This is a genomic window from Bradyrhizobium sp. CCGB12, assembly GCF_024199845.1.
GTDB lineage: Bacteria > Pseudomonadota > Alphaproteobacteria > Rhizobiales > Xanthobacteraceae > Bradyrhizobium.
The window spans coordinates 3,057,502-3,076,803 of record NZ_JANADO010000001.1 but is presented as its reverse complement, the minus strand read 5'-3'; the positions used below and the strand labels follow the sequence as shown (position 1 = coordinate 3,076,803).

General features: G+C 64.8%; 23 protein-coding genes. 11 read left to right on the top strand and 12 right to left on the bottom strand.

Annotation, left to right across the window (positions count from 1 at the left end; all coding sequences use genetic code 11):
• Nucleotides 1-26: 26 nt before the first annotated feature.
• Nucleotides 27-803, top strand: a complete 777-nt coding sequence (locus NLM27_RS14800; RefSeq protein WP_254144004.1) for a crotonase/enoyl-CoA hydratase family protein — start codon at nt 27-29, stop codon at nt 801-803.
• Here the strand turns inward: NLM27_RS14800 and NLM27_RS14795 are convergent, their stop codons facing one another.
• Nucleotides 804-1,238 (bottom strand): DUF1810 domain-containing protein, encoded by a 435-nt coding sequence (locus tag NLM27_RS14795; protein WP_254144003.1) that lies wholly within the window; start codon nt 1,236-1,238, stop codon nt 804-806.
• A gap of 213 nt (nt 1,239-1,451) precedes the next feature.
• On the opposite strand from NLM27_RS14795, the gene NLM27_RS14790 reads away from it, so the two are divergent.
• The 4 genes from NLM27_RS14790 to NLM27_RS14775 all read left to right on the top strand — a co-directional run bounded on the left by NLM27_RS14790 (nt 1,452) and on the right by NLM27_RS14775 (nt 4,585).
• Nucleotides 1,452-2,402, top strand: a complete 951-nt coding sequence (locus NLM27_RS14790; protein WP_254144002.1) for a DUF2778 domain-containing protein — start codon at nt 1,452-1,454, stop codon at nt 2,400-2,402.
• A 66-nt stretch (nt 2,403-2,468) separates the two neighbouring features.
• On the top strand, nt 2,469-2,726 hold the full coding sequence (locus NLM27_RS14785; RefSeq protein ID WP_254144001.1) for a hypothetical protein: 258 nt from the start codon (nt 2,469-2,471) through the stop codon (nt 2,724-2,726).
• A gap of 97 nt (nt 2,727-2,823) precedes the next feature.
• Nucleotides 2,824-3,327 (top strand): SMI1/KNR4 family protein, encoded by a 504-nt coding sequence (locus tag NLM27_RS14780; protein ID WP_254144000.1) that lies wholly within the window; start codon nt 2,824-2,826, stop codon nt 3,325-3,327.
• A gap of 166 nt (nt 3,328-3,493) precedes the next feature.
• Complete coding sequence (locus NLM27_RS14775; protein WP_254143999.1) at nt 3,494-4,585, top strand: TRAP transporter substrate-binding protein; 1,092 nt, start codon at nt 3,494-3,496, stop codon at nt 4,583-4,585.
• Between the two features lie 149 nt (nt 4,586-4,734).
• Here the strand turns inward: NLM27_RS14775 and NLM27_RS14770 are convergent, their stop codons facing one another.
• From NLM27_RS14770 to NLM27_RS14745, 6 genes are all read right to left on the bottom strand, one after another.
• A complete protein-coding gene (locus tag NLM27_RS14770; protein ID WP_254143998.1) occupies nt 4,735-5,517 on the bottom strand; it encodes an ABC transporter ATP-binding protein in 783 nt (260 codons plus the stop codon).
• Nucleotides 5,505-6,560: a dihydrodipicolinate synthase family protein gene (locus NLM27_RS14765; RefSeq protein WP_254143997.1), complete on the bottom strand. Its 1,056-nt coding sequence runs from the start codon at nt 6,558-6,560 to the stop codon at nt 5,505-5,507. Before NLM27_RS14765 ends, NLM27_RS14770 begins: the two co-directional genes overlap by 13 nt.
• 6 nt (nt 6,561-6,566) lie before the next feature.
• Nucleotides 6,567-7,388 (bottom strand): GNAT family N-acetyltransferase, encoded by an 822-nt coding sequence (locus tag NLM27_RS14760; protein WP_254143996.1) that lies wholly within the window; start codon nt 7,386-7,388, stop codon nt 6,567-6,569.
• The gene (locus NLM27_RS14755; RefSeq protein WP_254143995.1) at nt 7,375-8,412 is read right to left on the bottom strand and encodes an NAD(P)-dependent oxidoreductase; all 1,038 of its coding nucleotides are present in this window, start codon (nt 8,410-8,412) and stop codon (nt 7,375-7,377) included. Before NLM27_RS14755 ends, NLM27_RS14760 begins: the two co-directional genes overlap by 14 nt.
• A 30-nt stretch (nt 8,413-8,442) precedes the next feature.
• Nucleotides 8,443-9,213 carry an ABC transporter permease gene (locus NLM27_RS14750; RefSeq protein WP_254143994.1) on the bottom strand — a complete coding sequence of 257 codons (771 nt, stop codon included), beginning with the start codon at nt 9,211-9,213 and terminating at the stop codon, nt 8,443-8,445.
• 82 nt (nt 9,214-9,295) lie between these two features.
• On the bottom strand, nt 9,296-9,943 hold the full coding sequence (locus NLM27_RS14745) for a TetR/AcrR family transcriptional regulator (RefSeq protein ID WP_254143993.1): 648 nt from the start codon (nt 9,941-9,943) through the stop codon (nt 9,296-9,298).
• 100 nt (nt 9,944-10,043) lie between these two features.
• Here NLM27_RS14745 and NLM27_RS14740 point away from each other — a divergent pair, with 100 nt between their 5' ends.
• From NLM27_RS14740 to NLM27_RS14720, 5 genes are all read left to right on the top strand, one after another.
• On the top strand, nt 10,044-11,060 hold the full coding sequence (locus NLM27_RS14740) for an ABC transporter substrate-binding protein (RefSeq protein WP_254143992.1): 1,017 nt from the start codon (nt 10,044-10,046) through the stop codon (nt 11,058-11,060).
• Nucleotides 11,061-11,413: 353 nt separating this feature from the next.
• Nucleotides 11,414-12,109 (top strand): septum site-determining protein MinC, encoded by a 696-nt coding sequence (minC, locus tag NLM27_RS14735; protein WP_254143991.1) that lies wholly within the window; start codon nt 11,414-11,416, stop codon nt 12,107-12,109.
• 21 nt (nt 12,110-12,130) lie between these two features.
• Nucleotides 12,131-12,946 carry a septum site-determining protein MinD gene (minD, locus tag NLM27_RS14730; RefSeq protein WP_254143990.1) on the top strand — a complete coding sequence of 272 codons (816 nt, stop codon included), beginning with the start codon at nt 12,131-12,133 and terminating at the stop codon, nt 12,944-12,946.
• Nucleotides 12,943-13,224 carry a cell division topological specificity factor MinE gene (gene minE / locus NLM27_RS14725; RefSeq protein ID WP_254143989.1) on the top strand — a complete coding sequence of 94 codons (282 nt, stop codon included), beginning with the start codon at nt 12,943-12,945 and terminating at the stop codon, nt 13,222-13,224. The genes minD and minE overlap by 4 nt, the downstream gene beginning before the upstream one ends.
• Nucleotides 13,225-13,426: 202 nt before the next feature.
• Nucleotides 13,427-13,612 carry a hypothetical protein gene (locus NLM27_RS14720; RefSeq protein WP_254143988.1) on the top strand — a complete coding sequence of 62 codons (186 nt, stop codon included), beginning with the start codon at nt 13,427-13,429 and terminating at the stop codon, nt 13,610-13,612.
• 6 nt (nt 13,613-13,618) lie between these two features.
• Here NLM27_RS14720 and NLM27_RS14715 read toward each other — a convergent pair whose 3' ends face one another.
• The 3 genes from NLM27_RS14715 to NLM27_RS14705 form a co-directional block, all read right to left on the bottom strand.
• On the bottom strand, nt 13,619-15,730 hold the full coding sequence (locus tag NLM27_RS14715) for a PAS domain-containing protein (protein ID WP_254143987.1): 2,112 nt from the start codon (nt 15,728-15,730) through the stop codon (nt 13,619-13,621).
• A 135-nt stretch (nt 15,731-15,865) separates the two neighbouring features.
• Nucleotides 15,866-16,117 (bottom strand): hypothetical protein, encoded by a 252-nt coding sequence (locus NLM27_RS14710; protein ID WP_254143986.1) that lies wholly within the window; start codon nt 16,115-16,117, stop codon nt 15,866-15,868.
• Between the two features lie 108 nt (nt 16,118-16,225).
• Nucleotides 16,226-16,618: a hypothetical protein gene (locus NLM27_RS14705; protein WP_254143985.1), complete on the bottom strand. Its 393-nt coding sequence runs from the start codon at nt 16,616-16,618 to the stop codon at nt 16,226-16,228.
• A 128-nt stretch (nt 16,619-16,746) separates the two neighbouring features.
• Between NLM27_RS14705 and NLM27_RS14700 the strand changes: the two genes are divergently transcribed.
• Nucleotides 16,747-17,532 carry an SDR family NAD(P)-dependent oxidoreductase gene (locus tag NLM27_RS14700; protein WP_254143984.1) on the top strand — a complete coding sequence of 262 codons (786 nt, stop codon included), beginning with the start codon at nt 16,747-16,749 and terminating at the stop codon, nt 17,530-17,532.
• Here NLM27_RS14700 and NLM27_RS14695 read toward each other — a convergent pair whose 3' ends face one another.
• Both NLM27_RS14695 and NLM27_RS14690 read right to left on the bottom strand, forming a co-directional pair.
• Complete coding sequence (locus tag NLM27_RS14695) at nt 17,533-17,763, bottom strand: DUF6894 family protein (protein WP_254143983.1); 231 nt, start codon at nt 17,761-17,763, stop codon at nt 17,533-17,535.
• A 366-nt stretch (nt 17,764-18,129) separates the two neighbouring features.
• Nucleotides 18,130-19,197, bottom strand: coding sequence for a hypothetical protein (locus tag NLM27_RS14690; RefSeq protein WP_254148826.1), 1,068 nt, complete (start codon nt 19,195-19,197; stop codon nt 18,130-18,132).
• Nucleotides 19,198-19,302: the final 105 nt, after the last annotated feature.

Sequence of the window (19,302 nt, the reverse complement as noted above, 5' to 3'; positions counted from 1 at the left end):
AGGCGATCAATCATGGAGAGAAGCAAATGAGCGATGGACACATTCGCACCGAAGTGCACGGCCACGTCCTCGAGATCGTCATCGACAATTCCGCGAAGAAGAATGCGTTCACGCCGGCGATGATGGAGCAATTGTCAGATGCGCTGACCGAGTTGCACGACAACGAAGCCTACCGCGTCGGCGTGATCTGCGCCGAGGGCAGGGATTTCACCGCCGGTCTCGACATGCCGAAATTCTTCGGGCCTTCGGCCGAGAAGCGCAACATCAAGGAGGGCAACGTCGATCCGTTCGGGCTCACCAAGCGCTGCCGCAAGCCTGTTATCACCGCCGTTCAGGGTATCGTATTCACTATCGGTATCGAGCTGATGCTCACCGGTGACATCGTGGTGGCGGCCGCGGATTCGCGCTTTTGCCAGATGGAGTCCAAGCGCGGCATCGCGCCCCTCGGCGGCGCGCATCTCCGCTTCCTGTCGCGCGCCGGCTGGGGCGATGCGATGTACCATTTGTTCCTGTGCGACGAGTTTTCGGCCGAGCGTGCCCAGGCGATCGGCCTCGTCCAGGAGGTCGTGCCACCTGGAGAGCAGGTCGGGCGGGCAATGGCGCTTGCCGCCATCATCGCGCGCAATGCGCCGCTCGGCATCCAGGTCACCAAGGAAGCGGCGGCCAAATATGTCGAGGGGGGCGAGGCGGCGGCGATCGCCCACATCCCGACCATTCGCGACCGCGTACTCGGCAGCGCGGACGCGAAGGAGGGCATTCAATCTTTCATCGAGCGGCGGGCGGCCGTCTTCCAGGGACGCTGATCAGGCCTGATCGAGCTTCGAGAGGATCTCCAGCGTGGTGCCGTCGCGCTCGCCCGCGAAATATCGGGCGAGCGCTTCGCCGAAAATGGGGTCATCCGATACCGCGCCGAACAGCGTCATCGACGAGCGGAATTTGGCGTCGTCAGGCGCGCCGAGGATCGCATTGATGGTCCGCCCCTGAACGGCGAGCACGAGCCTGGTGCATTCGGTGAGGCGCCCCCCAAGCACGGGATGGGCGAGATAGGCTTCGGCCTCCGCCCGGGAGCCGATGGCGTAGCGCTGTGACATGGCGCTGAAGCCGAGGCCTGCGACCTGCGGGAAGATGAACCACATCCAGTGAGTCTGCTTCCGGCCCCGGGCCAATTCCCCCTGGACGTCGCGATAGACCGGGTCCTGGGCCCGGACAAAGCGCTCTAGATCGAAAGGATCGGTCATTGGATACCCCTAGGGAGGCTTGCCCGACCCTCGCCAGGCCTTGCCGGCCGCGATTATGCCTAACTTTTGGCTCCCAATGTGGTAGCTGGTATAGAGTCTCCGGGTGGGGGTTGGGTCACCCCCGGGGGTCGATTTGGGGATCTAATGGTTTCCGACGCAGCACACGCCGAGAGGCTGTTGTCGCGCCGCCGTGTCGGGCGAGCCGAAACGATTTTGCTGTCTCTGGCAGCGATCGCGTTGGCGCTTGGCGCTGCCGCGTGGGTTGCGGATATGGGCGATTCGACCCCGCTGGTCTCCGCCGCGTTGCCGCCGGCCAATACCCCTTCATTCGAAGACCGTTTCGCTTCGGCCTCCGGCAATCCGCCCGCCCGCGAACTCGGCCTGCGGACGCTGGAGCGCTCCGCCCTGAATGCGGTTCAGCTCAAGCTTCGCGATGCCAAGGCGATGCTCGCCCAAAAGCTCCAGGGTGACGACTGGCGCTCGACCCTGACCGACGACGACCGGTCCGCGGTTGAGGAGACGAGGCCCTCGCAGCGCGCCGACGCCATCCCGATGCCGCGCTCGCGTCCGACGCAGGCGGACTTCTCCGCCCAGATCGCATCCAGCCAAGCTTATGCGGAGACGAACCCCAGGGTCGACAACCGCAATTTCTTCGAAAAATTCACCGACAAGATCAAGCTGGCCTCGCTGACGCCCGACAGCGGCCTGTTTAGCAAGGGGCCCGATCTCGCCGCGCTCGGCTACGATTCGCGGACGGCAGTCTATGACATCAAGGCCAAGGCGCTCTACCTGCCGAGCGGCGTTGCGCTGGAAGCCCATTCCGGCCTGGGCGCGCTGATGGACAACCCCGACCATGTCGACCAGCGCATGGTCGGCGCGACGCCGCCCGCCACCTATGAATTGAAGCCGCGGGAAAAGCTGTTCCACGGCGTCCGGGCGCTGCGGATGACTCCGGTCGAAGGCACGAGCGCGCTCGGCCGCGTCGGTCTTCTCACCCACAGCTACATGCTCGGGCCGCGCGGCGATTCCAACGGCTGCGTCTCGATCAAGGACTATGATCGTTTCCTCAAGGCCTACGACAATGGCGAGTTCAACCGCCTCGTCGTGGTGCCAAGCCTGAGCGGATCGGCGACCGCCTCGCAGCGCGCGAGCACCGATTCCTGATATTTGCCTGCCACGGCGGGGCTGCCGTTTCCCCTTCGTTAAGTCGTCCTCGTCCAGAAGCAGCCCATGAGTGATCCATCAAGTTCTGAGACCCCGCTGCGCACGACGTTCAAGATCAAACTGAACGGTGACACGTTGGCGATTGCGACCGTCGGCCAGGCTTATCAGTTCCTGACCAATTTCAAATCGGTGGAATGGATGGAATTCCGCTCCCTGCATGAGGACGCGGTCGCGGCCCTGGAGGGCGCGGCCGAGAATGCCATGCTCGCAGTGCAGGCAACCAACGCCGTGCGCGCGCTGTTCGTCAGCGCAAAGCTGCTCTGAGAGAAACGCTCCTTTCGTCCTGATCCTGCACGGTCGAACCCGTTGCACGGCGGCTGCGACGAAGGCATGGCGCGCTTCTGCGCCGCGGAGAGCGTGCATGGAATTAGCGAAATTCATCGCGGGCGTCGACTACGCCGGCGCGGAGCAACCGACCGAGGCTGCGCTCGCAGCCTTCGAGACCTCCATCGGCTGCCGATTGCCGGACGACTATCGCCGCTTCCTGCTGGCCTGCGCCGGCGGCTATCATCAGGGGTCGGCCGAGTTCAACTGGCCGCAAGGGCACTGGGCGGGTGCGATCCAGGAGGTGCTGGGATTGCGGCGCGACGAGTGCTCGCTGGTCCAAACGCGTCAGACGCCGCAATGGCCAACCGTCGATGAGCTGTTGTGGATCATGAGCGACCATGGCGGCAACCCGATCTGCATGACGATCAACGAGGCGCATTTCGGCAAGATCTGGTTCATGGACCACGAGGTTGCCGAGTACGAGAAACCCTGGACGCTGGCGCAGGCGATGTCCGACAAATGGGGCTATGTCCTGCCGCTTGCATCGACGTTCAGCGATTTCGTCGCCGGGATGTACGAGGAAGCCGCGGCTGCGTGAGGCGGGGACTGGGCTGTCGGTTCTTCGTCAGGACGCCTGAGCGGTCGCCGCCTCGGCGGCACCGTCATTCCGTCGCAGCTTGAACTCCGCTCCGGGAACGGGCAAACGGTTCGCCAAGACCGTTGCCAAGGCCATCCATTCGAGCTGACTTCAAGGGAGACCCATCATGAAACGCCGTACATTCCTCAAGGGTGGCGCGGTCGCGGGTGCGACGACGCTGGTTGCAGCCCCTGCGATCGCGCAGAGCGCGCCCGAGATCAAATGGCGCCTGACCTCGAGCTTCCCGAAGTCGCTCGACACCATCTACGGCACGGCGCAGACCTTCGCGAAGTACGTCGCGGAAGCCACCGACAACAAATTCCAGATCCAGACCTTCGCCGCCGGCGAACTCGTGCCCGGCCTGCAGGCGCTCGATGCCGTCAGCTCCGCCTCCATCGAGATGGCGCAGACGCCGCTCTATTTTTACATCGGCAAGGAGCCCGCGCTGGCCTATGCCACCGGCGCGCCCTTCGGCATGAACCATCGCCATCAGGAATCATGGTGGCACTTCGGCGGCGGCGCCGACCTCACCAACGAAGCGCTCAAGCCGTTCAAGGCGCACGCCATCCTCTGCGGCAATTCCGGCACGCAGATGGGCGGCTGGTTCCGCAAGGAGATCAAGACTGTCGACGATCTCAAGGGCCTCAAATTCCGCATCGCCGGCATGGGCGGCCATGTGCTGGCGCGGCTCGGCATCGTGCCGCAGCAGATCGCCGGCGGCGAGGTCTATTCGGCACTGGAGAAGGGCTCGATCGACGCCGCCGAATTCGTCGGTCCCTATGACGACGAGAAGCTCGGTTTCCAGAAGGTCGCCAAGTACTACTACTTCCCCGGTTGGTGGGAAGGCGGCGCCATGCTGCACATGATCGTCAACGACGAGAAATGGGCCTCGCTGCCCAAGCAATATCAGGCCATCGTCAACCAGGCCGGCTCGGCAGCCGGCGCCTGGATGCTCGAGAAATACGACAACGTGAATCCGGCGGCGCTGAAGCGGCTGATCGCCAATGGCGCGGAGCTGAAGGCGTTCCCGCAGCCGGTGCTGGAAGCCTGCTACAACGCAACCCAGGAGCATCTGAACGAGCTCGCCGCCAAGAGCGACCTGTTCAAGCGGACCAAGGACAGCCACGACGCCTATATGAAGGAGCTGCTTTTCTACACGCAGATCGCTGAGAATTTTTACGACAACTATCTGCTCAGCAAGATGCGCAACAAGAGCTGATTGCGAGGAGGGCGCGGTGTTCACGCCGCGCCCGGCTCTCGCAGGGTGGGCAAAGGCGCACTTGCGCCGTGCCCACGTTCTCTCGTTTCATGGGCAATGGTGGGCACGCTTGCGCTTTGCCCACCCTACAGGACCTATCGTGTGGCGTCTTACGCCGCACCCAAGCCCAGCTTTGCGTAAATCCGCCTTGCATACGCGCCGAACGCATCCGTCGTCTTCAGCGGCAGGTCGCGCGGGAAGGGCAGGTCGATCGCAAAATAGTCGGCCATCTTCGCAGGACCCGCCGTCAGCACGGCGCAGTGCGAGGACAGGAAGACGGCTTCCTGGATCGAGTGCGTGACGAAGATGATGGTCTTGCCGCTCTCGCGCCAGATCCGCAGCATCTCCAGATTCATCTGCTCGCGCGTCAAGGCGTCCAGTGCGCCGAACGGTTCGTCCATCAGGATCAGTTTGGGATCGTGGATGAAGGCGCGCGCGATCGCGGTGCGCTGCTGCATGCCGCCGGAGAGCTGCTGCGGATATTTCTGCTCGTAGCCGGCAAGACCCACCAAATTGAGCAGGTCGCGCGCCCGCTCGCGCGCGGCCTTCATCGGCAGGCCGACGATCTCGGCCGGCAGCAGCACGTTGTCCAGGATGGTGCGCCACTTCAAGAGCAGCGCCTGCTGGAACACCATGCCGATGTCGCGAGTCGGATCGAACGGGCTTTTGGCATTGCCTATCCTGACGGTGCCGCCGTCGGCGCCGTGCAGGCCGGCCAAAATCTTCATCACCGTGGTCTTGCCGCAACCGGAGGGGCCGACCAGCGAGACGAGCTCGCCTTCCTGCACGTCCATGGTCACGTCGGACACCGCCAGGAACTCGGCGCCGCCGTTGCGATAGACTTTTCGGACGCCTTGCAGGCTGATGAAGGGGTCCGAGTTCATGCCAGCCATTTGTCCAGATTGGCGGCGACGAAGGCATCGTCGCTGAGGTCGGCGTGCTCGTGCGTGACGCGGTCGATCTCCTCCTTCTGGCCGGGGCTGAGGCCCTCGTTCGGATCGAGGCACCACAAGCCTTTCATCAGGCCCTGGCGCCGCAGCACCTCGTGGCAGCCGGCGATGCAACCATGGAAATTGTTGGCGACGTCGAAGAAGGCGCTGTTGCAGTCGGTGACGCGGCCATCGAGCGCGAGCAGGTCCGCGGGCACGCTGTCCTTGTGCCGCGCCGCCTTGCAGCGCTCGAACTGTTTGATGGCGCTCGCGGTCCACACCGACCAATGGCCCAGCAGGCCGCCTTTGAAGTAGGTCCGCGTGGTGACGCCCTTGTCGCGGAGGTCGAAAGGCAGCATCAGGTCGAGCAGGATGTGGTCGTCATTGCCGGTGTAGAGCGCGACGCGGTCGAGCGCGCCGGCGGCCGCGACGCCGCGCAGTACGTCGAGAGTCCTGTAGCGGTTGAACGGCGCGATCTTGATCGCGATGACATTGTCGATCGAGGCGAAGCGCTGCCAGAACCGGCTCGACAGGACGACCCCGCCGACGGCCGGTTGAAGATAGAAGCCGACCAGCGGGATCTCGGCGGCGATCGCACTACAATGCGCGATGATCTCGTCCTCGGAGGCGCTCTTCATCGCGGCGAGGCTGAGCAGACCGGCTTGATAGCCGATGTCGCGCGCGGTGCGGGCCTCAGCGACGGCCTGCCGGGTCGGGCCGGCGAGGCCTGCGACCATCGCCAGTGGGCGCTTGGTCCAGCTTGCTGCGGTCTCGGCGGCGAGCTCGAGCACGGGACGATAGAGGCCGACGTCGCGGATCGCGAACTGCGTCGTGTGCACGCCGACGGCAAGGCCGCCAGAGCCTGCGTCGATGTAATAGCGCGTCAGCGCGCGCTGGTGCTTCTTGTCGAGTTGCCGCTCGGCGGTGAGGGCGAGGGGATGCGCCGGCAGTACGGTGCCGTCGGCAATCAGGTTGCGGATGTCGGCATTGATCTGGCTGTGGTGCATGATGTCCTATCCGAATTCAGGGCCGGCGACGGCGAATGGCGTGTCTTCCGCAGCGATGGTGGCGGGGCCGAACCGCATGCGCTGAAACGGCCGTTCGATGGTCCAGCCCGCGGCGGTCAATCCATCCAGGAACGCGCCTTGCGAGGCGACGGCGTCGAGCAGGAGGGGGCGGGTCTCGGACTGTGCGATCGCGTCAACCAGGGCCAGTGCTTCAGCGGCATGATCAGCGAACAAGGGCCCGATATGGCGCGCGATTCTGCCGTCGCGGACCAGCGCGATGCAGCCATTGGCTGCGGCGATGCGTGAGCCGGAGCGCTGTGCGAAGGCGGTGAGCAGGGCAGTTCGGTCAAAGCCGGTGGCCCGCCGGTCGCGGGCACGAAGCGCCTCGAGCGTTGCGGCCGCCGGCGCCGGACCGGATGACGACTTAGATTTGGCCAGCTTGAGCCGGCGCAACTGCAAGGTCGGCGTGAATCCGAGCGGCCCGTAGACGGCGGCACCGTCAGGCGTCGCGTCGAGCCAGCTCGTCAGGCCGTTCTTGCGCGCCGTTTCCAGACAGGCATCGACGAGGCGCGTTGCGAAGCCGCGGCGACGATGCGTGGCCGATACCAGCACCATGCTGATCCAGGCGTTGTTGCTGGAATAGGGCAGCAGTGCTGCGGTCGCGACCAGCCGCATGCCGTCGCGAATGCCGAACACGATGCCGTCGTGCAGGAAGACGCGCCAGTCCTCTTCGGTCTGGTTCCAGTGCGCCTCCGTCGAGAGCGCCAGCCCGGCGATCGCGTCACTGACGCCGAGCTTGAGGACGGGTGGGCCGTCAGTAGCGTCCATCGCGCACCTCGTATTTGGTGGGCTTGCCAAGGCTCGGCATGGCGCGGGAGACCCAGTCCGCGGTCCAGGCGATCAACTGCTCGGTGTCGACGACGGGCAGGCCGAACAGCTCGACCGCCCTGGACGTGTCGGTCAGCCACGCCGTCGGTTCCTCCTTGCCCGTCAGCACCGGCGCGCGGCCGAAGCGTGCGCCGAATTTTTGCGCGAGATCGCGCACCGCCAAAATCTCGTGGCCGCTGACATTGATCGGCGAGGTCGGCGCCGTGCAATGGGCGAGGCAGCGCAGGGCCTGCGCGGAGGCATCGCCCTGCCAGATGAAATTCACATGGCCAAGGCTGACGTCGATCGGCATGCCCGTGAGCACTTTTGTGGCAATGTCGTGCAGCACGCCGTAGCGCATGTCGATTGCGTAATTGAGGCGGAACAGGCGGCCGGGCGTGGAGAACTTGCGCGAAAAATATTCGAACATGCGCTCGCGGCCGACGCAGGACTGCGCGTACTCGCCGGGTGGATTCGGCGCCATGTCCTCGGTTGCACCTTTGCCGTCGACGGGGACGAAGGGATAGATGCAGCCGGTCGAGAACGCCACGATGCGAGACGAGGGGAAGGCCTGCGCGACCAGCGCCGGCACATGCGCGTTCATCGCCCAGGTCAGCGACAGATCGCCCTCGGCGCCGAACTTTCGGCCGGCCATGAAGACGATGTTGGGGGCCTTCGGCAGCGCCTGAATGGCCTTCTCGTCCATCAGGTTGCAATTGATGGTCTCGACGCCGCGCGCGTGCAGCCAATCCTTCACGCTTGGGTCGCTGAAGCGCGCGACACCGACGACGCGGCGATCCGGCACGGCCGCCTTTGCCAGCCCCGCCAGCGTCGGTCCCATCTTGCCGGCGACGCCTAGGATCATGATGTCGCCCTCGACCTTGGCGAGGTCGTCGATCAGCGCCTGCGTGGGCCGGCACAACAACTCGTCGAGCGCGGCGATGTCCGGAATGGTCTTCGGCAGTGTCTGGCGGGTGAGCAGCATGGGACGGTCCTTGTCGTTAGGTCTGCCGTGTCAGGTCTGTCCGGCGTCGCCGACCACGAACATGCGTTCGAGGGCGAGCACCAGGCCGTAGAGAGCGACGCCGAGCAGCGTCAGCAGCACCACGGCCATCACCATCGCGGGCGTGTCGAGCGAGGACTGCACCTGGATCATGAGGTAGCCGAGCCCGCGCTCGGAGGCGATGAATTCCCCGACGATGGCGCCGGCAACCGCGAGGATGGCGCCGACCTTCATGCCGGAGAATATGTAAGGCAGCGATCCCGGCAGCTGGATCTTGCGGAACAGCGTCCAGCGCGAGCCGCGCAGCGATTTGACGAGATCGAGCAGGTCAGGCTCGACCTCGCGCAGGCCGCGCGCGGTGGTGAGCAGGATCGGGAAGAAGCAGATGCTGAAGGCGATCAGGATGTTCGGCACGATGCCGTAGGAGAACCAGACGATGAAGAGCGGGCCGAGCGCGACCTTCGGGATCATGTTCATCGTCACGAACAGCGGCAGCAGCATGAGGCTCAGCAGCGGCGCCCAGCTGAAGATCACCGCGAGCGCGACGCCGACGAAGGCGCCAAGTGCGAAGCCGCCGAGGATCTCGACCGCGGTTACCAGCGTGTTCATACCCCAGGCATAGCTTGCGGTTCCCAGCGTCTGCACGGTGGCAAGCGGAGAGGGCAGGATGAATTTCGGCACGTGGAACGCATCGACCGCGATCTGCCAGAGCACGAGCACGGCGAGGTGCACGATCAGGATGATCGCAAAGCTGCGCGAGGTTCGTGCCCGGTCGGCTGCCAAGTGCTGCTCCCTGTTGTCCGCGGCCTCGCTGCCACGATGTCAGCCTAACCGTCCCCGGGGTAAGTCTCAACCAGTTGGTTGATTAGGGCCGGAGCGACTGCAATACCAGGTCGGCGACGTGCCTGCGGCGGGCGCGGCGCTGGGCGCGGCTCGAGAGGTCCTTGCCGAAGATCGCCGACAGCGTCGGCGTGTTGGAGAAGAAGAAATAGCTGAGGCCCGCAATGGAGATATAGAGCTGGACGGGATCGATCCCCTTGCGGAACACACCCGAGCGTACGCCCTCGTTGAGGATGTGGGAAACGCTTCTGACCAGCGGGGAATGCATCGCCTCCAGCCGGGTCGAGCCGCGGACGTGGCGGGCGCCGCCGCGGTTCTCGTCGTTCAAGAGCACGATGAAATCAGGGTTTGCCGCGAGATGGTCGAAAGAGGCCTCGATCAGCCTGCGGATCGCCTTTTCCGGCGGCAGGCCTTCGAGATTGAGCCTGCGCTCCTGCTCGCGGATGTCTTCATAGACCCATTCGAGGACGGCGAGGTAAAGCGCGTCCTTGTCGCCGAAGTAATGGTAGACGAGCTGCTTGTTGACGCCGGCGCGCTCAGCGATCTCGTCGACGCGGGCGCCCGCAAAGCCGTGCCGGGCGAATTCCAGCCGCGCGGCGGTGAGCAGCTTGTTGCGGGTGGCGACGGGATCGCGGCGCTGCGGCACGGTGTCGCCAGATCGTTTTGCGGGCATTTCCAACCAAACAGTTGACAAGTTGAAGGCGGGCTTGTTGCATTGGTATCCTCACATGGGGAGAGCGACAAGCCGGGTCGCGACAACGAGGAGAGGTGCGATGAAGCATTTGCAGGCGGCGGGCTCTGCCCTGGTACTGGCCCTGATGCTCGGTGTTTCGACGGTGCCCGCGCGCGCGGGCGAGGCGGTCAATCTGATCCTGAACTGGACGCCGACGGCCGATCACTCGCCGTATTATTACGCCAAGGCGCAAGGCTGGTACGAGAAGGCGGGCATCGATCTCACGATCGAGACCGGAAAGGGCTCCGGCGTCTCCGCTGCCAAGGTCGGCTCCGGCGGCTCGCCGTTCGGCGTCGCCGATCTCGCCACCATGCTGGTGGCCAAGAGCAAGGGCGCCGACACCGTCGCCGTGATGAGCGTCTATGCCAACACCGGCCAGACCTTTTACTGGCTGAAGAGCTACGGCGTGAACGGCGTAAAGGATTTCGCCGGGCACAAGATCGGCAATCCGCCCGGCGATGCTTCGCGCGTGATGTGGCCGGCCTTTGCCAAGGCCGCGGGCCTTGCGCCCGACTCCGTCGGCTTCGTCAATGTCGGGCCGACCGCGAAGATCGCGGCGCTGAAGAGCCACACCGTCGACATCATCAGCGATTTCTACAACGAGCACGATCTGAAGGTGATCGAGTTCGGAGGCGATCTCGGCTACGTCAACTGGAAGGACATCGGGCTCAATCCGTACGGCAATTCGCTGATCGTCAACGGGGCCTATCTGCAGAAGAATCCAAAGGTCGTTGAAGAGTTCGTGCGCGTCACGCAGAAGGCCTTTGCGGCCTGCGTCGCCGATGCCACGCCGTGCCTGAAGGCGTTGCTCGACCAGGTCTCCGGCCTCGACAAGGAGAACCAGGAGCGTCAGTGGGAGCGCATCAAGTTCCTGATGACGGATGAATTCACGACGACCAAGTCGCTTGGCTGGATCGACGGCGAGCGGATGAAGAAGGACTACGAGCTGGTCCAGACCTATCTCGGCATGGAGAAGCCGTTCGACGTGACGACGGCGTTCACGACCAAGATGCTCGACCCCGCCATCAAGATGGATGCGAGCAAGGTGAAGAAATAGGGGGCACTGTAGTCGCCCAGTACTCCGTCATTGCGAGCGCAGCGAAGCAATGACGAGGTGGCTGCAGTTGCGCGCCATCTCCCCTGATGTCGTCCTGGCGAAAGCCAGGACCCGCTACCCCAGGGAGCAATTTGGCGAAGACGCGCTCTTCGGTACTCCCACCGCAATCGATAGATTCCGCGGTATGGGTCCTGGCTTTCGCCAGGATGACACCGGAGGTCGGGGTTGCGATCTGGCGTCCATCGCCCAAAGCCGGTCCGGCCATCCCCAAGTAACCCAACGAGAATTAACCGGCCGTTAACCATATCGGCCGCATCGTTAACCATTCAATAACGGGGAACGAGTCGGCCGCTATGGAGGCTGCAGCAAAAGTCCAACGCCAAATGGTTCGCCTGCGCGGGCGCTCTTATGTCGCCTTCGTGTTCGTGCCGACGGTTCCAATCCTGGACTGGCTCCAGGAGATCGACGCCACGATCGCACGTTCGCCGGGGTTCTTTGCCGGCCGGCCGGTGGTGATCGACCTGTCCTCGGTCGATCTCAGCCAATCCGGTATCGGCCATCTGCTCTCCAGCCTGCAGGACCGCAACATCCGCGTGCTCGGGATCGAGGGGGTGGAGGAGGGGCGGCTGACGCCGGCGATGCCGCCGCTGCTCTCGGGCGGACGCAGCTGCGTGGTCGAGTCGAGCGCACCCAAGAAGGCAGAGAAGGCCGCCGCCAAACCGACGTCGCTGCTGCTGGAAAATCCGGTGCGCTCGGGCCAGACCGTGATCTTCCCGGAAGGCGACGTCACCATTCTCGGCTCGGTCGGGTCCGGTGCCGAGGTCGTCGCCGGCGGCTCCATCCACGTCTATGGCGCGCTGCGCGGCCGCGCCATGGCCGGGGTCAACGGTCACACGAGCGCGCGCATCTACTGCCAGAAGATCGAGGCTGAACTGCTTGCAATTGACGGTTTTTACCAGACTGCGGACGACATTGACGCCGCCTTGCGCGGCAAGCCGGCGCAGGCCTTTCTGCAAGGGAATACCATGCGAATTACAGCACTGAACTGACCAGCAAAGGAGACATTTCAGATGAGTAAGGTACTGGTCGTGACATCAGGCAAGGGCGGGGTCGGCAAGACCACGACGACCGCCGCGCTGGGAGCCGCCCTGGCGCAACGCGGCGACAAGGTGGTCGTCGTCGATTTCGACGTCGGCCTGCGCAACCTCGATCTCGTGATGGGCGCCGAACGCCGCGTCGTGTTCGACCTCATCAACGTGGTGCAGGGCGTCGCCAAGCTGCCGCAGGCGCTGATCCGCGACAAGCGGCTCGAGAATTTGTGGCTGCTGCCGGCTTCCCAAACCCGCGACAAGGACGCGCTGACGGACGAGGGCGTCGGCAAGGTCATCGCTGAGTTGCGCACCCGTTTCGACTGGGTGATCTGCGACAGCCCGGCCGGCATCGAGCGCGGCGCCTCCATGGCGATGCGCTTTGCCGACGAGGCCGTGATCGTCACCAATCCCGAGGTCTCCTCGGTGCGCGATTCCGACCGCATCATCGGCATGCTCGACTCCAAGACGGTGCGGGCCGAGAAGGGCGAGCGCGTCGAGAAGCACATTCTCATCACCCGTTACGATGCCTCCCGCGCCGCGCGCGGCGAGATGCTTACCATCGACGACATCCTCGAGATCCTTGCCACGCCCTTGCTCGGCATCATTCCCGAGAGCCAGGACGTGTTGAAGGCCTCCAACGTCGGCACGCCGGTGACGCTGTCGAATGCGGATGGAGCGCCGGCGCGGGCCTATATGGACGCGGCCAAGCGCCTCTGCGGCGAGAACATAACGATGCACGTTCCCGCCGAGCGCAGAGGTTTTATGGACCGCCTCCTGCGACGGAGGGCTGCATGAGCATGGGTCTGCTTCGACTTCTCCGCGGCAAGAAGGCCTCCGCACCTATCGCACGCGAACGGCTGCAGATCCTGCTTGCCCATGAGCGCGGACAGCGGGGCCAGCCCGATCTGCTCGGTGTTCTGCGTGAGGAAATTCTCGCCGTCGTGTCCAAGCACGTCACGCTGGACCCGACCAAGGTCATCGTCCGGCTCGAGCGCGGCGACGAGGTATCGACCCTGGAGGTCGATATCGAGGTGCCGAACGATATCGAACGCAAGCGCGTCGCGGTCGCGTAGGGGACGCGACTGACGACGACCCATTTTGGGGTGGGTGAGAAGGCGGTCCGCCGGGCATGGCGGGCCGCCTTTGTCGTTAAAGCGGTTCGAGTTTCTGGGCCTGCCGATGTGATTGGCCAGAAGCGGAACGGCCTCTGCGGCAAAATCGTTGTTCGAGACCCGCGGGACGTGCGCCGCGGTCTTGCCGAAGGGGAGAGCACCCATGATGTCCGAGATCCAGGTCCACACCGTCGCGCGGCAGATGCTGGAAAAGCATGGTTTCGCTGCAATTGCGAAGGCCGCCGAACAGGCCCACGCCTGTGAGGGCCGTGGCGAAGCCGATGAGGCCAAGGAGTGGCGTCACATCGTGGACGCCATGAAGATCATGCGCGGTCCGCACCAGAGCTGATCGGGATCAGCTCCGTCCGGTTCCATCCCTGATCATGTCGAGAACGCGGCTTGCCAGCGTCTCGACCACGAAGGGCTTCGTCAGCACCTGCATGTCAGGGGCGAGCTGCCCATTGCCGATGATGGCGTTTTCCGCGTAACCGGTGATGAACAGCACCTTCAGTGCGGGCCGCGTCGTGCGCGCGGCGTCCGCGAGCTGACGCCCGTTCATGCCGCCAGGCAGGCCGACATCGGTCACCAGCAGGTCGATGGTCGCGTCCGATTGCAGGATGTTCAGCCCGGTCGGCCCGTCATGCGCTTCAAGCACGTTGAAGCCAATCTCCTCCAGCGCGTCCGTCAAGAGCATGCGGATCGACGGTTCGTCGTCGACGATCAGGATGGTGTGGCTCGCCTGCGGACGCGGCGCGGTCCTGGTCGCCGACGCCGACGGCCTGTCAGCCTCCTTGGCATAATGCCGCGGCAAATAGAGGCACATGGTCGTGCCCTGGCCGACCTCGGAATAAATCCGGACCTGGCCGCCAGACTGGCGCACGAAGCCGTAGACCATGGAGAGCCCGAGGCCGGTGCCCTGGCCGATCGGCTTGGTCGTGAAGAACGGATCGAAGGCCCGCTCGATCACGTCGGCCGTCATGCCGGCGCCGGTATCGGTGACACAGAGCGAGACATACTGGCCCGGCTCGAGATCGCGTTCGCCGGCACCGTGCGCGTCGAGCCAGCGGTTGGCGGTCTCGATCGTCAACCGGCCGCCGCCGGGCATCGCGTCACGGGCGTTGATGCAGAGGTTGAGCAGGGCATTTTCGAGCTGGGAGGCATCGATCAGCGTCGGCCACAGGCCGCCGGCGGCGACCACCTCCAGCGTGATCTCCGGACCGACCGTGCGACGGATCAGCTCCTCCATGCCCATCACGAGGCGGTTCAGGTCGGTCGGCCTGGGATCGAGCGTCTGCCGCCGCGAGAAGGCCAGCAGCCGGTGCGTCAGCGCCGCGGCACGCTTGGCGGCGCCTTGCGCCGCGGTGACGTAGCGGTCGATATCCTTGACGCGGCCCTGGCCGAGGCGCGTCTGCAACAATTCCAGCGAGCCGATGATTCCCGTCAGCAGATTGTTGAAGTCGTGCGCGATGCCGCCGGTGAGCTGCCCGACCGCCTCCATCTTCTGCGATTGTCGCAGCGCCTCCTCGGCCTCGCGCAGCCGTTCCTGCTCCTTCAGCCGGTCGGTGACGTCATAGGAGAACTGGTAGGCGCCAAGCAGCTGGCCGCTGCCGTCACGCAGACAGTTGAACCGCATCTCGTAGAAGCGGCGGGACCGTCCGGGCTGGCCGAATTCGGCGATCTCGACGAATGCCTCGCCAGCGAGGGCTCTTGACCAGACGGCGCGGACGGCGTCCCGATGCTCGGGTTGACCTTCAAGCAGCTTCAGCATGTTGTCACCAACCTTCGGCAAGATGCCGTAGATACGGTGAAATTCTCGGGCCGAGGCGCCGTTGATCGCAAGCCAGCGGAAGTTCGAATCGACGACCTGGACGAAGGCATCCGTGCCCTCGACGATGTCGGCAAGCACGTTGCGTTCGGCAATGGCGGCGACCACCCGGGCTTCGAGGGTCTCGTTGAGACGTTGGAGTTCTTGCTCCGTGCGCTTGCGCGCCGTGATGTCCTGGAACAGCACGGCAACCTGCTTGCGGCTGGCAGGCTCGACGCGGAAGGCGGCCAGTTCGAGATAGCGGCCGGTCGCGATCAGCTCGCGTTCGAAGCGGATCGGCCGGCCGGTCCGCAGCACACTCCCATAGAGCTCGACCCAGCCGTCGGCCTCGCCGGGGACCATCTCGCGAACCTTCTGGCCGACCACATCGGGAATGCCGGCATGCTGGGTGTAGGCGGGATTGGCTTCGACATGGATGTAGTCGCTGAGCGGCCCATGCGGGCCGTCGAGGAATTCGATGATGCAAAAGCCTTCGTCGATCGAGTTGAACAGTGTCCGGTAACGCTCCTCGCTCTCGGCAAGCGCGGTTTCCGCCCTGCGGCGCCCGGTCTGATCGGCCATCCCGAGCGCCTTGAGCTGCGCGTTTTCGTCCTCGAGCGCCTTCAGACGGCGCTGCAGGTCCGCAAGCTCGGTCGAAGCCACGTACGTTCGCAGGGTTTGTGTTTCCAGGGGCCGCTCCTTGGCGCTGCCCACGGTATTTTGGTGAGCACCCCACCGCGGCAAGCCGCCGGCTCAACTCGGCTGGAGCCGGCGGGTTCCCTTGTTGAAGACGGATGGTCAGCGCTCACCCTGATCGCTGCCCTGGCTGCCAGACTTGTGTTGCGTCTGCGGTTGGCCGCGCTCGCCCGTCTCCTTGCAGGGCAGCTGCTCCCATGATCCATCCGGCGCCTGCTGATAGGCGCTGCACGATGATGACGAGGCCGACTTATCCTCGCCCTTCTGGGCATTGGAATTCTTCGCCAAAGCCGGGGCGGCGAGCGCTGCGCTCGTCGCGAGCGCAGCGGCGAAAATGACATGAGCAATCCGCATTGGACTTCTCCCGTTCGAAGACGCCCGCATGCTCAAGAGAAATGTGACGAATATTGGCCGGCGCAGAGGTTCCGGCGCGGCGTGCTTAACGCTGCGGGAGCCGCCCTGTCAGCCGCCCTTGGCGCGGATCAGGCCGGCGAGGTTGGTCTTCTGGGCCTCGCACCAGCCGGACATGCCGAGGCGGCGCTGGTCCATGTCGGTCGCCTGGGTCGCGACTGCGACCTCGGCCATCAGATCGTCGTCCTGCTTCTCACCCATCTTGCCGCCGGTGTGCATCCAGGCGATCGCCTTGCGCGCCTTCTCGGTGGTGCCGTCGGGAAGATGCATCTGCTGCGCCCTCTGCACGAGGTCCTGATAGGCGAGATCCGTGTTGGGGCACTCGACCTTGGCGGCAAAAGCCTGCAAGACCATCGTCACATAGATCGACCGCGGCGGCGCGTCGCCCGCCAGGGCCGGCGCGGTCAGCAGCAGCAGGCCCGCCATCAGAAAACCGGTGCGCATCCTTGGTATCTCCTCCGTTTTTTGAGAGGCTAGCGTCCGGCGCGCCGCTCTGCAATGGGACCGGGGCGCAATTGTCGCCCCTCCGTACGGTGCGCTAACCTACGCACTTCCCGGTTTCGGAGCACGACATGAGCCTGTTTAGCACGCCATTCGATCCCGTACGCGACACCGCGCTCGTCACCGGCGCGGGCAACGGCATTGGCCGCGCGATCGCGCAAGCCCTGGTCGGCGAAGGCGTCCGCACCGTGTTCGCCGATATCAGTGGCGAGCGGGTGGGGACGGCGATCAGCGCGAGCAAGAGGCCCGAGCTGGCGCTGCCCTGGATCGGTGACCTCGCCAGGCTCGAAGCATGCGACGAGCTGCTGGCCGCCGCACAGGCGGCACTCGGGGACGTCACGCATTTCGTCCACAGCGCGTCACCGCCGCGGCGAGAGGCCGATCATGCGCTCGCGGTCGATCGCAGGACATGGCAGGAGATGCACGCCGTCAATCTCGACGCCGGCTTTCATCTGGCGCGCGAGATCGCGAAACGGCTGATCGCGGCGAAGCGGCCGGGCTCGTTCCTGTTTCTCACCTCGCTTCATGCTGGCACGCCGCGCAATCTTCCGCATTACTCGACGGCAAAGGCGGGCATGGCAATGTTGGTGAAGGAGCTCGCCAAGACGTTCGGCCGCCACGACATCCGAGTCAATGCGCTGGTGCCCGGCGCGATCGCGGCCGGCGGGTTCGTCGCGGATGCCTCGCTGGCGCGGCACATTCCGCTCGGGCGTCTCGGCGAGGCCGACGACCTCGCGCCGATGGCGCTCACCGTCTTGTCGAACAAGCTATCCGCTTACGTCACCGGCGCAGCTTTCGTCGTCGACGGCGGATTGTCGCTGACGAACTGGTTCGAACCGCCAGTGCTCGGCGAGTAGCTAGCGCCGCCAAGCCGGCACGGGATCGAGCGGCGTGCGATAGACCTCGTTGTCATCGCGATCGGTGACGCGCACCGAGCATCCCTTCTGGTGGAGCTCTGGCTTCACCTGCGACAGCTCCGTGGCCAATTGATCGGCGCGATCGGAGGCGACCTCGATGTCTTCGAGGATGATTCCGCCCTGGTTCTTGAACTCTTCACCAACCACAAGATCGAAGGAGTAGTACGGCATCAGAATTCCCCGTGTGACGACCCAAGTTTGAAAAACAAGTCTTCAATGGAAAGTCTCGACACATCCGGGATGGTACCACTGAGTCGATCGTTATCGAATAAACAGCTCGCGCAATCTCTGTGCTTATGGCGCAGAAATGATGTGCAGCATGTGGGTCCATTAAGAGTTTATTAAATATGCGGCGCAATCATAAAGCATGGAATTGCAACAGAACCGGGCTCCGGGAACCGGCAGTTGCAAGAGAAGGCCGGCGGCATAGATCCCGACGGCCTTTTCTCTTGAGCGGAAGACGACCAAAGCATCGCTTCCCGTAATTGCCCGGACTCAACGCGCCACACCGACTCGGACAGCGTATGCGACGTTGCGCTAGCGCAGCGGCATTGGCGGACGCACGATGGGTCCGTCGTCATCGGCAACGGCTTGCGTCGTTGCAATCGGCGGAGCTGGCGGCGGGACTGCAGCAGCCTGCGATGGCGGCGGAGGTGCGAGCGGCGCCGGCGAATAGGCTGGCATGTAGGTGCGCGTTACGGCCGGCTTGGGCTTGCGAGCGGGCGGCGCTGCAGGCCGCGGCGGGAGCGCAGCAGCGCGCGCGCGCGGTTCGACCGGCTTGGTGTCAGCAGCCACCGGCTGCGGCGCGGGCGGCTTCGCCATTTCGCGCGCCATCTGCTCCTGTCCGGCCTTCAGCTCGGCGATGTTGGCCTTGAGCTGCTCGATCTGCTGCGCCATCGCGGCGAGATCGTTCGTCATCGACTGCATCGATTGCGCCGGCTCAGGTTGCGTTGCTGCGGGTGCGACCGCGGCGGCTTGAGTTGGCGCGGCGGCTTGAGGTGGAGCGACGGCTTGAGCTGGTACGGCGGCGGCTTGAGCCGGAGGCGGTGGCGCTGGTTGATCCGGCGTTTGCTCGGTGACCGCTGGCGCCACAGGAGGGGCGGCGGCCTCCGCCGTGGCGACGGGCGCTGTCTGCGATGTCGCAGGGATCAGCGGCGCCAGCGACTCCAACATAGGCTTCCATTCGGCGAGCATTTGCTTTGCGGTGTCGCCGTGCTTCTCCCAGCCGATCGTGGCAGCCGCGCTGGCGCCCGCGAGCAGAAACATGACGAATGCACCGCGCAGCCACTTGCCGATGGAGGATCGCTTCTGCCGGCCGAGACCGTCGCTCGCCGCGACGCGGACGGCCGTGTCGACCGAAGGCGCTGCCGCCTCCGGCTCCGCGACGGGGGCGAATTTCGGCTCCAGATTGATTCTGGGCCCCGGTGCGAATTTCGGCTCCGGACGGGTCCTGACCTCCGGCACCAACGCGGGAGCAACGCTGATGGGACGCGCGAGCGGCACGATGTCGGGCGAAATCTGAACCGCGTCGTGCGGATCGTTATCCTTGATCGTGTCCTTCACGATCTCATCGACGATTTGCTTGCTGTTCAGCGTTGCGAGCATCGCAGCTCCCTTGAAGCCTTCGTCGTCCGCATTGGCGCGAGCGATCTGTTGAGGTGAGCCCATCCCCGGGCGCGATGACCCACGAGTCCAGCCGGGTTTGACCAA

Bases quoted from the DNA above. Each gene is read 5' to 3' on its own strand.
- NLM27_RS14800 (WP_254144004.1), top strand. From the start codon at position 27: ATGAGCGATGGACACATTCGCACCGAAGTGCACGGCCACGTCCTCGAG.
- NLM27_RS14795 (WP_254144003.1), bottom strand. From the start codon at position 1,238: ATGACCGATCCTTTCGATCTAGAGCGCTTTGTCCGGGCCCAGGACCCG.
- NLM27_RS14785 (WP_254144001.1), top strand. From the start codon at position 2,469: ATGAGTGATCCATCAAGTTCTGAGACCCCGCTGCGCACGACGTTCAAG.
- NLM27_RS14780 (WP_254144000.1), top strand. From the start codon at position 2,824: ATGGAATTAGCGAAATTCATCGCGGGCGTCGACTACGCCGGCGCGGAG.
- NLM27_RS14775 (WP_254143999.1), top strand. From the start codon at position 3,494: ATGAAACGCCGTACATTCCTCAAGGGTGGCGCGGTCGCGGGTGCGACG.
- NLM27_RS14770 (WP_254143998.1), bottom strand. From the start codon at position 5,517: ATGGCTGGCATGAACTCGGACCCCTTCATCAGCCTGCAAGGCGTCCGA.
- NLM27_RS14765 (WP_254143997.1), bottom strand. From the start codon at position 6,560: ATGCACCACAGCCAGATCAATGCCGACATCCGCAACCTGATTGCCGAC.
- NLM27_RS14760 (WP_254143996.1), bottom strand. From the start codon at position 7,388: ATGGACGCTACTGACGGCCCACCCGTCCTCAAGCTCGGCGTCAGTGAC.
- NLM27_RS14755 (WP_254143995.1), bottom strand. From the start codon at position 8,412: ATGCTGCTCACCCGCCAGACACTGCCGAAGACCATTCCGGACATCGCC.
- NLM27_RS14745 (WP_254143993.1), bottom strand. From the start codon at position 9,943: ATGCCCGCAAAACGATCTGGCGACACCGTGCCGCAGCGCCGCGATCCC.
- NLM27_RS14740 (WP_254143992.1), top strand. From the start codon at position 10,044: ATGAAGCATTTGCAGGCGGCGGGCTCTGCCCTGGTACTGGCCCTGATG.
- minC (WP_254143991.1), top strand. From the start codon at position 11,414: ATGGAGGCTGCAGCAAAAGTCCAACGCCAAATGGTTCGCCTGCGCGGG.
- minD (WP_254143990.1), top strand. From the start codon at position 12,131: ATGAGTAAGGTACTGGTCGTGACATCAGGCAAGGGCGGGGTCGGCAAG.
- minE (WP_254143989.1), top strand. From the start codon at position 12,943: ATGAGCATGGGTCTGCTTCGACTTCTCCGCGGCAAGAAGGCCTCCGCA.
- NLM27_RS14720 (WP_254143988.1), top strand. From the start codon at position 13,427: ATGATGTCCGAGATCCAGGTCCACACCGTCGCGCGGCAGATGCTGGAA.
- NLM27_RS14710 (WP_254143986.1), bottom strand. From the start codon at position 16,117: ATGCGGATTGCTCATGTCATTTTCGCCGCTGCGCTCGCGACGAGCGCA.
- NLM27_RS14705 (WP_254143985.1), bottom strand. From the start codon at position 16,618: ATGCGCACCGGTTTTCTGATGGCGGGCCTGCTGCTGCTGACCGCGCCG.
- NLM27_RS14700 (WP_254143984.1), top strand. From the start codon at position 16,747: ATGAGCCTGTTTAGCACGCCATTCGATCCCGTACGCGACACCGCGCTC.
- NLM27_RS14695 (WP_254143983.1), bottom strand. From the start codon at position 17,763: ATGCCGTACTACTCCTTCGATCTTGTGGTTGGTGAAGAGTTCAAGAAC.
- NLM27_RS14690 (WP_254148826.1), bottom strand. From the start codon at position 19,197: ATGCTCGCAACGCTGAACAGCAAGCAAATCGTCGATGAGATCGTGAAG.